Source organism: Allobosea sp. 01N443, assembly GCF_056399325.1.
In genome coordinates this window covers 1-11,112 of sequence record NZ_JBFTRC010000186.1, presented here as the reverse complement: position 1 = coordinate 11,112, position 11,112 = coordinate 1, and the positions used below count along the sequence as shown (strand labels likewise).

The window sequence follows — 11,112 nt, the reverse complement described above, 5'->3', positions numbered from 1 at the left end:
CATCGATGCTGGTGATCGGTGAAAAATCCAGGACAACGAGCTTGAGCCCCTGAGTCTCGGCAACCCTGTCCAGAATCCCGCGCCGAATATTCTCGACGTTGAAATAGACCCAAGGGTGGGCTGTCCTCAGGATCAGGGCGCCGGGCGCGGTGGTTGCGCTGGGGCGATTGGCAAGGTTCACGAAGCTGCTGCTCTCGGCATCGAAGCCAAGGGTGGCGATCTCCGGCCGAGTGAGCTGTGCAATGGTCAGCATGAGCGATGCCGCCGCTGCAATGAGCACCCCGTTGAGGACGCCCGCAATCAGCACGCCAAAGAACGCGACCAGCGCGATGATCCATTCCGCGAACGCAACCTGCCGCAGGTTGCCGATCTGCCGGAAGCGGACGAGATGCTTCGCGGCCATCAGCACGATGGCGGCAAGCACCGGCTCGGGCAGGTATTTGAACACGCCCGTGAAGAAGAGCAGTACGAGCAGGATCGCTGCCGAATTGACGAGCAGCGCCGCCGGCGAGACCGCGCCGCCCATGGCGTTGACCGCGCTCTGCGACATTCCGCCCGAGACGGCATAGCCCTGCGAAACACCCACGGCCAGATTGGCCGCACCAAGGGCCAGAAGCTCCCGATCCGTATCGATTTCGGTGCCGTTCTCCTGGGCAAAGCTCCTTGCAACCGAACTCGTCTCGACGAAGCCGAGGAGAAAGCAGGCAAAGGCCAGCGGTACGAGCTCCGTCAGGTCCTCCGGCTTGATCGCGGGGATACCGAAATGCGGGAGACCTTGTGGGATGTCTCCGACAATCGCGATCCCGAGTTTATCAAGGCCGAACAGGTGAGTCGCGATGATGGCGGCGCCCACCACGAACAAGGTGGTGGGCCGCCGCGGCATCAGTTTCTCCAGCACCAGAAACAGGACAACCGCGGCGATGCCCATGGCGAGCGAGGGGCCGTGCGCGGTGGGCAATTCCCGCCAAAGCTGCAGGAGACGTGGAAGGAAATTACCGGTCCCGCCAGGCAGGCCAAAGAGCTTGGGCAGTTGCGTCGACGCGATGTAGAGCGCAGCGCCCGTCTTGAACCCGAGCAGGATCGTGTCCGAGATGAAATAGGCAGTCTGCGAGGCGCGAAGCAGGCGTCCGGCGACGCAGATCAGGCCGAACACGATCGCGGTCGCGGCCGCCAAGGCGGCGTAACGCGACAGATCTCCTGCGGCGAGGGCGGACAAGCCGGTCGGAAACAGGACCGAGAGCGCGGATGTCGGCCCAACGGCGAGCTGGCCGCTCGCGCCGAACAGGGCATAGCCGGGGCCGGCCACGAGATAGCAATAGAGCCCGGCGACGGGAGGCAAACCGGCGAGCGAAGCATAGGCAAGGGATTCGGGGATCGTGAAGGCCGCCAGGGCAAGGCCCGCCGGGATATCCTGTTTGAGGTTGCCCATCTGATATCGGCGAGCCCATCCGAACAGGTTCTCGGTGAATCTGCCGATGGACGACCCGCCGCCGCGGTCGGCCTGGGGACCATTTGGTTGCATGGCGCGCCCTCACGATCGTGCCTGCGTGAATGGCCCGGCTCCGGCAAGGCCAATGCCGAAGCAGGACGGCCTGGGCCAAACCGTCTTCCAAGGTCAGCGCCGCTTACGATCAACATCAAAGAGTGCACGGCCCCGCTCATGAAGCCGCCGATGCCGGGAACCGTCCAGCGCAAACCGGCGGCCCGGCTCCCTCCACCGACCTGCAAGTGGCCGGCACTGCCCATCGTGGCGCCGATCAGGTGCCCCTCGCATGCCGAAACCAGCGTTCGGCTCAGGATAGTGCCGTGAGGTTCCGCGAGCGGTGCCGTCCTATTTCGGGCAAAGCCTGTAATTGGTGCCGCTGGTGTCGTTCGCGCTGTAGAAGCGCTTGATGCGGCCATCCGGTTCCTTGGCCATGATCGCGGACACCTGTGAGGTCGAGACCGGGTTGACGCAGCCGAGCGACAGGAAGTCGCGATCGCCGACACGTTTGACCGACTGGATCCTGCATGTGGCGGCCGATGTTCTGATGCGGTCACCGCTGATGATGAAGGCCGAGACGAAAAGATCGGGTGGGCTCTTGAAGGTCATGCCGTTTCGGCCTGGTGAGAAAATCTCCTCACAGGCCGTGCCGTCGGCAAGCCAGGCTCCCTGATAGGCCGCGTAGCGACCCTCGGCTGCCCAACCATGCGAGACCAGAGCTGTTGCGGCGACAAGACCGGCGATGGCAGCACTTGCGTAAGAGGCGATAGTCATCTGTTCCCCCAATGCTCGACCTTCGCGAACTATAGCGGGTCTCTCATCCCCGTCGATGCTGTGAACGTCGATTTCCGTCCTCATGACGAGATCTTGGTTTACGTTGGGCGGCGAACGCCATGGACCGCTCATGAGGAGGGTATTCCGGAGTCGGTCAGCGGCCGTCGGGATTTCGCCGCGACCCATGCCCTTTATCACCTCAGGTTCAGTCGCTGCCCAACGCCTGGCGGATACGGCGGGCGACGTCCTGCAACTGCACGCCCACCTCATCCAGCTTCTCCCTTGGCAGCGAGAGAGCCGATCCCCCGCAGTTCAACGCAAACGGGCGTGAGCCGTGCAGCAGGATGGGCACTCCGACCGAATTGATCTCCTGCTTCCATTCCCCGACCGAGCGAACATAGCCATGCACGGCGTATTCGCTGACGGCGGTTTCGATGCCGGCCCGGGTGCTCTCGCTGTCGGGTTCATGGTCGCACAGCACGTCGACGATGCGCGATCGCGTCGCCGGATCCAGGCTTGCGAGGTAGGCGCGGCCCATCGCCGAGGTCGCCATCCGGATATGCGAGCCGATCTCGATGCCGAGATGCAGCGGGCTCGAACCACGGCATTCCTCGATATAGATCATCGTGCGCTGGTCGGGCGCGCCGAGTGCGACTGAGGCGCCGACGCGATCGGCCAATTCCTGCATCAGTGGCCGTGCGACATCCCGAATGGCCAGGTTGCCGAGCGCCGAGAAGCCGAGCGCCAGGGCTGCGGCAGACAGCGAGTACTGCCCGTTCATCGGTGAGTATTCGAGATAGCCGAGCTTGCTCAACGTGTAGGTCAGCCGCGAAATCGTCGATTTCGCCAGCCCGGTGCGGTCGGCAAGTTCCTGATTGCCCAGAGCGCGATCGCCGCGCTTGAAGGAGCGCAGCACATTCAGGCCGCGCGCCAGCGCTGTGACGAAGCGGGGGTCCTGGTCCTCATTCTCGCCCGGCAGGGCGGCGCCCACCGGCGTTTCGCGTTTGCGCATACTGCTTCGTCACCATCGCTCAGCTGATTGCGACCCAAAGAAGCGGGCCTTGAACCGATCCAACCGCCCGTGCCGGCTTGACGGTCTGATAKACCATATGCGAGAAAACTCAATAATGGAATTAAATTCCGATGAATGGAATTAGATGGCGCTCGACCCTGATGTGTTCCGCCAGTTGCTCGACGCGGTCGAGCGCTTCGTCCGCGAAAAGCTGAGGCCGAACGAGGCGCTCGTGTCGCAGAACGATCAGGTGCCGGCCGAGATCATTGCGCAGATGCGGGAGCTGGGGCTGTTCGGCATGGCGATTCCGGAGGCCTATGGCGGCCTCGAACTCACGCTTTCGGAAGAGGTCCAGGTCTCGTTCCTGCTTGGCGGAACATCTCCGGCCTTCCGCTCGATGATCGGCACCAATAACGGCATCGGCTCGCAAGGCATCATCATCGACGGCACCGAGGAGCAGAAAAGCCGCTATCTGCCTGAGATGGCGAGCGGGGAGCGCGTCGGCTCCTTCTGCCTGACCGAACCTGAAGCAGGCTCGGACGCGGGGTCGCTGCGCAGCTCGGCCCGGCGCGACGGCGATGACTTTGTCATCAACGGCACCAAGCGCTTCATCACAAACGCCCCGGTCGCCGGCCTCTTCACGGTCTTTGCGCGCACCGACCCTGACAGCAAAACGGCCGCGGGCATTTCAGCGTTTCTGGTCGATGCYGATCGCCCGGGCATCACGCTGGGCCGGACCGACAAGAAGATGGGGCAGCAGGGCGCCCATACCTGCGACGTGATCTTCGACAATGTCCGCGTGCCGAAGACGGCGATCCTTGGCGGGCCGGATTACGAGGGCAAGGGCTTCGTTACCGCCATGAAGGTGCTCGATCGCGGGCGCCTGACCATTGCCGGCGTCTGCGTCGGCGTCGCTGAGCGCTTGATTGCCGACAGTCTCGCCTACGCCATGGAGCGGCACCAGTTCGGCAAGCCGATCGCGGAATTCCAGCTGGTCCAGGCCATGTTGGCCGACATGAAGGCGGAGAGCTTTGCCGCGCGCTGCATGGTGGAAGAGACAGCGCGTCGGCGCGATGCCGGCCATGGCATCGCCACCGAGGCGGCCTGCGCCAAGATGTTCGCTTCCGAGATGGTGGGGCGTGTCGCGGACAAGGCCGTCCAGATCCATGGCGGAGCCGGATATGTCGCCGATGCCGGGATCGAGCGCTTCTACCGGGATGTGCGCCTGTTCCGGATCTACGAGGGTACGACCCAGATCCAGCAACTGGTCATCGCGAGGAACATGATCCGCGATGCCCGCCGGGCCGGTGCGGCCGCCTGATTCAACCGGGAGGCCGCTTACCGGGTCCCCGGACCCGCGGCTCAGGCGGGAGCCTCGTATCCGAACCATAGGGAGAGAAAAATGCGCGCAGTCATCTGCAAGGCGTTTGGGCCGCTGGAAGATCTCGTCGTCGAAGCGAAGGAATTAGGCGAGCCAGGGCCGGGCGAGGTGCGCGTCGCCATCGAGGCGGCGGGGGTCAATTTTCCCGACACGCTGATGGTCGAGGGCAAGTACCAAGTCAAACCGCCGCTGCCCTTTACGCCCGGCACCGAAGTCGCGGGCATCGTGCGCTCGGTCGGCGATGGCGTCACACATCTCGAGGTCGGCATGCCCGTCGTCGGCATGGTGGGCGTGGGTGCGTTCGCCGAGGAATGCGTGGTCAGTGCCGCACGGCTGATGAGGCGTCCCGCCAGCATGGACCCGGTCACGGCCGCCGGCTTTTCGATGACCTACGGCACCAGCATGCACGCTCTCAGGCAGCGGGCGCGGCTGCAGCCCGGAGAGACGCTTCTCGTCCTCGGTGCAAGTGGCGGCGTCGGCCTGGCCGCCGTCGAAATCGGCAAGGCGATGGGCGCCACCGTGATCGCAGCCGCAAGCAGCGCCGAAAAGCTGGAGGTGGCGCGCGCGGCCGGCGCGGATCACCTGATCAACTACGCAACTGAATCGCTCCGGGACCGCGTCAAGGAGCTCACGGCCGACAAGGGCGTCGACGTGGTCTACGATCCGGTCGGCGGGGATTTTCTGGAGCAGGCCGTGCGCGTGACCGCGTGGGAGGGCCGCGTTCTGGTCGTCGGTTTCGCCGCGGGCACCATTCCGCGCATTCCTGCAAACCTTCTGCTGCTCAAGGGCTGCGCACTTGTGGGGGTCTTCTTCGGGACGTTCGCCGCGCGCAACCGGCAGGCCAACAAGGAGAATTTTGCCCAGCTCTTCACCTGGTTCGAAGAGGGCAAACTGAAGCCGCTGATCAGCCGGACGCTTGATCTCGCCGATACGGTCGAGGCGCTTCAGCTGCTCGCTGCGCGCAGCGCCATCGGCAAGATCGTCCTCACGACCGGCCGGGCCCTGTCGTGAGAGCCACGAGCTATGCCGATATCGGCATCTTTGGCGTGCTCGGGCTCGATCTCCAGGAGTCGGCGGTCGGTCACGTCAAGGGCGGACTTCAGATCGGCCCAGAACATCTCAATCGGATGGGCTACGTCCATGGTGGCGTGCTCTGCACGATGATCGACTTCGCCGCCTGCGCCTCCGGCCTGCATGCCGAAGAGGGGCAGGCGCCGCGTTTTGCCATCACCATATCGCTGACCACGCAATTCACCCGGCCGGTCCGGGCCGGATGGCTGTCGGTCGAGGGGCGGACGATCTCGGCCGGCAAGTCGAGCTTCACCGCCGAGGCCCATGTCTTCGACAGCGACGGCGAGCGCATCGCCCACGGCATTGGCACGTTCCGCTGGCGGCCGGGAAGCCAGCCCAATCCTTCCACCCAGCATGCGGACAAAGCAGATGTTTGAGCTCAGGGACATCCACAAGCCGCGCCTGGCGGCATTGCAGCGCTTCATGGACGAGCATGTCTATCCCAACGAGGCAGTCTTCGAGCGCCAGCACGCCGCGCTGCCATCGCGGTGGGGCACGCCACCGATCCTCGGCGAACTGCAGCAGCGGGCGCGTGCCGAAGGGCTGTGGAATCTGTTTCTGCCCGACACGCGCTACGGGGCAGGGCTCAACAACCTGGACTATGCCCATTTCTGTGAGGTGATGGGCCGTTCCGCCATCGCGCCCGAGATCTTCAATTGCTCGGCCCCCGACACCGGAAATATGGAGACGCTGGTTCTCTATGGCACGGAAGGCCAGAAGCGGGACTGGCTCGAGCCGCTGCTCGACGGGGCGATCCGCTCCTGCTTCTCGATGACCGAGCCGGATGTGGCCTCGTCGGACGCCACCAATATTCAAACCGAGATCAGGCGCGACGGCGACGACTACGTCATCAACGGACGTAAATGGTGGAGTTCGGGCGCGCTCAGCGAGCATTGCAAGATCGCGATCGTAATGGGCCGGAGCAATCCGGATGCGCCCAAGCATCAGCAGCAGTCGATGATCCTGGTGCCGCTCGATACGCCCGGGGTCACCGTGGAACGGGCGCTGACGGTCTACGGCTATGATCATGCGCCGCATGGCCATGCCGAGATTACTTTCGAGAATGTCCGTGTGCCGGCCACCAACATGCTGCTTGGCGAAGGGCGCGGCTTCGAGATCGCGCAGGGGCGGCTCGGGCCCGGCCGCATCCATCACTGCATGCGTTCGATCGGCCTGGCGGAACGGGCGCTGGAGGCAGCCTGCCGCCGTGCCCTGTCGCGGACGGCTTTTGGCAAGCTGCTGGCGGACCAGGGCGTCGTCCGTGACCAGATCGCACGCTCGCGCTGCGAGATCGAGGCGGCGCGGCTGCTCGTCCTGAAGGCCGCGCATATGATGGACACGGTCGGCAACAAGGCCGCCCGCCGCGAGATCGCGATGATCAAGGTGGTAGCGCCGAACATGGCCTGCGACGTCATCGATCGCGCGATCCAGATCCACGGGGCGGCTGGCGTCTCCCAGGACCATTTCCTCGCCGCCGCCTGGGTCAAGTCCCGCAGTCTGCGCTTCGCAGATGGCCCCGACGAGGTCCATCGCGACAGCATCGCCCGCATGGAACTGAAGGCCTACCGCAACTGAGGTGCAGGCAATGTTCGACGTCCAAGGAAAGGTCGCTCTGATCACGGGCTCGTCGCGTGGGATCGGCAAGGCAACCGCGCAGCAACTGGCGCACAGCGGTGCCCGGGTCGTGGTGTCCAGCCGAAAGCAGGACGCCTGCGACGCCGTGGCCGGGGAAATCCGGGCGAGCGGCGGCGAGGCCATCGCCAAAGCCTGCCATGTTGGCTCGCATGAGCAGCTGAAGGGGCTCGTCGACCACGTCCTGGAGGTCTGGGGCGGGATCGACATCCTGGTCTGCAACGCGGCGATCAATCCGGTCTACGGACCCTTGTCCACCCTGCCGGACGAGGCCTTCACCAAGATCATGGCGGTCAACGTGCAGAGCGCGATCTGGCTCAGCAACCTCGTCCTTCCGCAGATGGCCGATCGCGGCGGCGGCGCCGTCATCATGATGTCCTCGATCGCGGGCCTGCGCGGCACCGGAGTCATTGGCGCCTATGGCATGTCCAAGGCCGCGGAAGCGGCCCTGGCGCGCAATCTTGCCGTCGAATGGGGCCCCAAGGGGATCCGGGTCAACGCGATCGCGCCCGGCATCGTGCGCACCGACTTCGCGCGGGAGCTGGTGGAATCGCCCGAGCGGCGCGCGCAGATGGAGCAGCGCACTCCCTTGCGCCGCTTCGGCGAGGTCGAGGATATCGCCGGTATCGTGCATTTCCTGGCCAGCCCGGCATCCGCCTACATCACCGGCCAGGTCATCGTCGCCGATGGCGGCGAAACCGTCAGCTGAGGTGCATGATGACCGCTCCCGTGGCCACCCTTGTCGACGTGATCGAGAACCACCGTTTCGACGAGGGAGCGCTGGCCCGCTGGCTCGACGCCCATGTCCCCGRTTTCGGCGGCCCGATTTCGGTGCGCCAGTTCCAGGGCGGCCAATCCAATCCCACCTTCCTGATCTCTGCGCCTGATCGACGCTGCGTGCTGCGCAAGAAGCCTCCGGGAAAGCTGCTGCCGAAAGCGCATCAGGTCGAGCGCGAGTTCCGGATCATCAGGGCGCTGGCGGGGACAGCGGTTGCTGTTCCGCAGGCATTGGCGCTTGGCGAAGACGCCGAGGTGATCGGGACAGCCTTCTACGTCATGGATTTCGTCGACGGGCGTCAGTTTGACAGCCTGGCGCTTCCCGACCTGCCGCGCGACGACCGCGCTTCGCTCAATTTCGCCGCCGTCGATACCCTGGCGGCGCTGCATGCGGTGGTTCCCGAGGATGTCGGGCTAGGAGATTTCGGTCCCTCCGGCGGCTATGTCGCGCGTCAGGTCGAGCGCTGGACCAAGCAGTATCGTTCCTCCTCGGAGGCCGGCGAGATCGCCGACCTGACCTGGCTCGCCGATTGGCTGCGCGAGCATTGCGGCGTGGCCGATGAAACCACGATCGTGCATGGCGACTACCGGATCGGCAATCTCTGCTACCGCCGCGATGGCCCGCAGGTGTCGGCGGTGCTCGACTGGGAACTGTCCACGCTCGGCCACCCGCTCAGCGATCTCGCCTATTACTGCATGCCCTATCATATCAGCCCGACCGTCGCGGGCGGACGGGGGCTATCGGGGCTCGATTTCAAAGAGCTCGGCATCCCCCGCGAAGACCAGGTGATCGCGCATTACTGTCGGGCGAGCGGCCGTGCCTCGCTGCCGGACTGGCACGTCTTCCTGGCGCTCTCCTTCTTCCGTCTGTCGGCGATCCTGCACGGCGTGATGGCCCGCTCCGTGCTGGGCAATGCCAGCGATGCGAACGCGGCCGAGGTTGCACAGCGCGCCGGGATGCTGGCCGAACTGGGTCGGCAGGTGGCCCTGTCCGGCACGAACAACCGATACTGAGACGAGGCGAGGGATGACCATGCGTTTCAAGGACCAGCTCTGCATTGTGACCGGAGCGGCCAGCGGTATCGGCCGGGCCACCGCACAGCGTTTCGCCGCTGAGGGCGCGCTCCTCGTCCTAGTCGATCGGAACGAGGCGGAGCTCGCAAACGTCGTGGCCGACCTGCCGCGGGCCCGGGACCATTCCGTCGCGGTGCTGGATATCGCTGACCAGGACGCGGTTTCCGCATGTGTGTCCCGCGCACTGGAGCGGCATGGGCGTATCGACGTTCTCTGCAACAATGCCGGCATGGCGAGTTCCAAGGGGAGCGCGCTCGAGCAGGATCTCGCGGAATGGGACCGGGTGATGCAGGTCAATGTCTTTGGCGCGATGCTGTTCATGAAGCATGCCGGCGCGGCCATGGTCGCGGCCCGTCGCGGCGCGATCGTCAACACCGCCTCCGTGGCCGGGATCAGGGCTGGTGCGGGCGGGAATGCCTATAGCGCTTCGAAGGCTGCCGTCATCAACATGACCCAGACGGCCGCCTGCGATTTCGGCGCCTATGGCGTCAGGGTGAACGCCGTATGTCCCGGACTGATCGAGACGGGAATGACGAGGCCGATCTTCGAGAAGGCGCGCGAACTCGGGAAGGAGGACCGGCTGGGCGCACGCTGCGAATTGCGCCGCTATGGCCATCCCGAGGAGGTCGCCCGCGTGATCGCCTTCCTGGCCAGCGAGGACGCGAGCTATGTCACGGGCCAGGCTCTCGCCGTCGATGGCGGCAACACCGCCTCCCTCAATCTCCCCGGCATGAAGGTCTAAGGCGTCGGCTCGAAAAGTCGATTGTGGTTTTAAGGAAATTCGATCCAGACACGGAAGTGCTGGATCTCTGACCGGATATGACAACCGATCCGAGATCTAGCCGACGCTCCAGGGCAGGGAGCAGAGCCGCCCGGCGGGGCGGCCCCGCTCCGAGCGGCTCGCTGTGGCGCGCCTTGCTCAGTTCTTGCCCTTGTAGAGAAAGGCATCGACCTTCTCTTCGCCGTTATAGGCCAAGCGCTGCATGCGGTAGAGGTTCTTCACGTAGTCGAGCGCGTCCTGGCGAGACATGTCCATGCAGCGCATCGAGGCCTCCATCTCGATCCGCAACGCGAGTTGAGGGTGGCGTGCGATGCGCGCGGCATATTCCTCGGCCTTCGCCAGAACCTGGTCCGAAGGGACCACCGCATTGACGAGGTTCGCCCGCAGCGCGTCCTGCGCCGAGAGCGGGTCGCCCGTCAGCAGCATTTCCATCGCGATCGTATGCGGCACATACCGAGACAACCGGGTCGAGCCGCCCGCCCCACCCATGCCGTAGGCGATCTCGGGGAAGCCGAACTTGGCATCCTCCGACGCCACGCGGATATCTGTGAGATGGCTGAGATAGATCATGCCCTGGCCGTAGCAATAGCCGCGCACCGCGCCGACGATCGGCTTGAATCGGTTCAGCGAGAGCACTTCGCGCGACCAGGTGAACGTGTCCGGCTCGCCCTCCGCGACCCGGTGCTTCGGGGCAAGGTAATAGGCGAGTTCGTCCTTGGGCGTCGCGAACTTGGCGTAGTCGTTCTTGATGTCGTCGCCGGCCGAGAAGGCCCGGTCTCCGGCGCCCTGCAGAATGCCGACCCGCACCTCGTCGTCGGCGAGGAATTCGAGCATCATATGATAGAATTGCTTGTGCATCGCCGGCGTCATCGGGTTCACCGATCCGTTGCGGATGGTGAAGTATCCGATCTTGCCGACACGCTCGTATTCGAAAGGCATGAGATCTATCCCTTAGATATAATCAGAACCACTGATTGGTGACGCGGTCGAAGCTGCCGACGCGAAGGTCGGTTTTTTCGGCAATGAGCTTTTGCTTGGCGATCTTCTCGGACGGCGTCTTCGGAAGCGCGTCGCGATACTCGACGTAACGAGGTGTCTTGAACGGGGCGAGCCGGCTCTTGCAGTGC

General features: G+C 64.7%; 11 protein-coding genes. 7 read left to right on the top strand and 4 right to left on the bottom strand.

Features of this window, described 5'->3' with window-relative positions:
* The 3 genes from AC1DRP_RS29895 to AC1DRP_RS29885 form a co-directional block, all read right to left on the bottom strand.
* Positions 1-1,429: SulP family inorganic anion transporter (locus AC1DRP_RS29895; RefSeq protein ID WP_476770379.1), on the bottom strand; the 1,429-nt coding region annotated here is incomplete at its 3' end.
* 402 nt (positions 1,430-1,831) lie between these two features.
* On the bottom strand, positions 1,832-2,257 hold the full coding sequence (locus tag AC1DRP_RS29890) for a hypothetical protein (RefSeq protein WP_441493480.1): 426 nt from the start codon (positions 2,255-2,257) through the stop codon (positions 1,832-1,834).
* 205 nt (positions 2,258-2,462) lie between these two features.
* Complete coding sequence (locus tag AC1DRP_RS29885) at positions 2,463-3,269, bottom strand: IclR family transcriptional regulator (protein WP_441493481.1); 807 nt, start codon at positions 3,267-3,269, stop codon at positions 2,463-2,465.
* 145 nt (positions 3,270-3,414) lie between these two features.
* Between AC1DRP_RS29885 and AC1DRP_RS29880 the strand changes: the two genes are divergently transcribed.
* The 7 genes from AC1DRP_RS29880 to AC1DRP_RS29850 all read left to right on the top strand — a co-directional run bounded on the left by AC1DRP_RS29880 (position 3,415) and on the right by AC1DRP_RS29850 (position 9,946).
* Positions 3,415-4,590, top strand: coding sequence for an acyl-CoA dehydrogenase family protein (locus tag AC1DRP_RS29880; protein WP_441493482.1), 1,176 nt, complete (start codon positions 3,415-3,417; stop codon positions 4,588-4,590).
* Positions 4,591-4,671: 81 nt separating this feature from the next.
* On the top strand, positions 4,672-5,661 hold the full coding sequence (locus tag AC1DRP_RS29875; protein ID WP_476770378.1) for an NADPH:quinone oxidoreductase family protein: 990 nt from the start codon (positions 4,672-4,674) through the stop codon (positions 5,659-5,661).
* The gene (locus AC1DRP_RS29870) at positions 5,658-6,098 is read left to right on the top strand and encodes a PaaI family thioesterase (protein WP_441508606.1); all 441 of its coding nucleotides are present in this window, start codon (positions 5,658-5,660) and stop codon (positions 6,096-6,098) included. Before AC1DRP_RS29875 ends, AC1DRP_RS29870 begins: the two co-directional genes overlap by 4 nt.
* Positions 6,091-7,296, top strand: coding sequence for an acyl-CoA dehydrogenase family protein (locus AC1DRP_RS29865; RefSeq protein ID WP_476770377.1), 1,206 nt, complete (start codon positions 6,091-6,093; stop codon positions 7,294-7,296). The genes AC1DRP_RS29870 and AC1DRP_RS29865 overlap by 8 nt, the downstream gene beginning before the upstream one ends.
* Positions 7,297-7,306: 10 nt before the next feature.
* Positions 7,307-8,062 carry an SDR family NAD(P)-dependent oxidoreductase gene (locus tag AC1DRP_RS29860; protein WP_441508604.1) on the top strand — a complete coding sequence of 252 codons (756 nt, stop codon included), beginning with the start codon at positions 7,307-7,309 and terminating at the stop codon, positions 8,060-8,062.
* A gap of 8 nt (positions 8,063-8,070) precedes the next feature.
* Complete coding sequence (locus AC1DRP_RS29855) at positions 8,071-9,144, top strand: phosphotransferase family protein (RefSeq protein WP_476770376.1); 1,074 nt, start codon at positions 8,071-8,073, stop codon at positions 9,142-9,144.
* Between the two features lie 13 nt (positions 9,145-9,157).
* A complete protein-coding gene (locus AC1DRP_RS29850; protein WP_441493488.1) occupies positions 9,158-9,946 on the top strand; it encodes an SDR family NAD(P)-dependent oxidoreductase in 789 nt (262 codons plus the stop codon).
* A 177-nt stretch (positions 9,947-10,123) separates the two neighbouring features.
* Here the strand turns inward: AC1DRP_RS29850 and AC1DRP_RS29845 are convergent, their stop codons facing one another.
* Positions 10,124-10,924, bottom strand: coding sequence for an enoyl-CoA hydratase/isomerase family protein (locus AC1DRP_RS29845; RefSeq protein ID WP_441508602.1), 801 nt, complete (start codon positions 10,922-10,924; stop codon positions 10,124-10,126).
* Between the last annotated feature and the right edge of the window lie 188 nt (positions 10,925-11,112).

Excerpts from the sequence above, each read along its gene's own strand:
- AC1DRP_RS29875 (WP_476770378.1), top strand. The coding sequence starts at position 4,672 with ATGCGCGCAGTCATCTGCAAGGCGTTTGGGCCGCTGGAAGATCTCGTC.
- AC1DRP_RS29885 (WP_441493481.1), bottom strand. The coding sequence starts at position 3,269 with ATGCGCAAACGCGAAACGCCGGTGGGCGCCGCCCTGCCGGGCGAGAAT.
- AC1DRP_RS29860 (WP_441508604.1), top strand. The coding sequence starts at position 7,307 with ATGTTCGACGTCCAAGGAAAGGTCGCTCTGATCACGGGCTCGTCGCGT.
- AC1DRP_RS29890 (WP_441493480.1), bottom strand. The coding sequence starts at position 2,257 with ATGACTATCGCCTCTTACGCAAGTGCTGCCATCGCCGGTCTTGTCGCC.
- AC1DRP_RS29845 (WP_441508602.1), bottom strand. The coding sequence starts at position 10,924 with ATGCCTTTCGAATACGAGCGTGTCGGCAAGATCGGATACTTCACCATC.
- AC1DRP_RS29865 (WP_476770377.1), top strand. The coding sequence starts at position 6,091 with ATGTTTGAGCTCAGGGACATCCACAAGCCGCGCCTGGCGGCATTGCAG.
- AC1DRP_RS29850 (WP_441493488.1), top strand. The coding sequence starts at position 9,158 with ATGACCATGCGTTTCAAGGACCAGCTCTGCATTGTGACCGGAGCGGCC.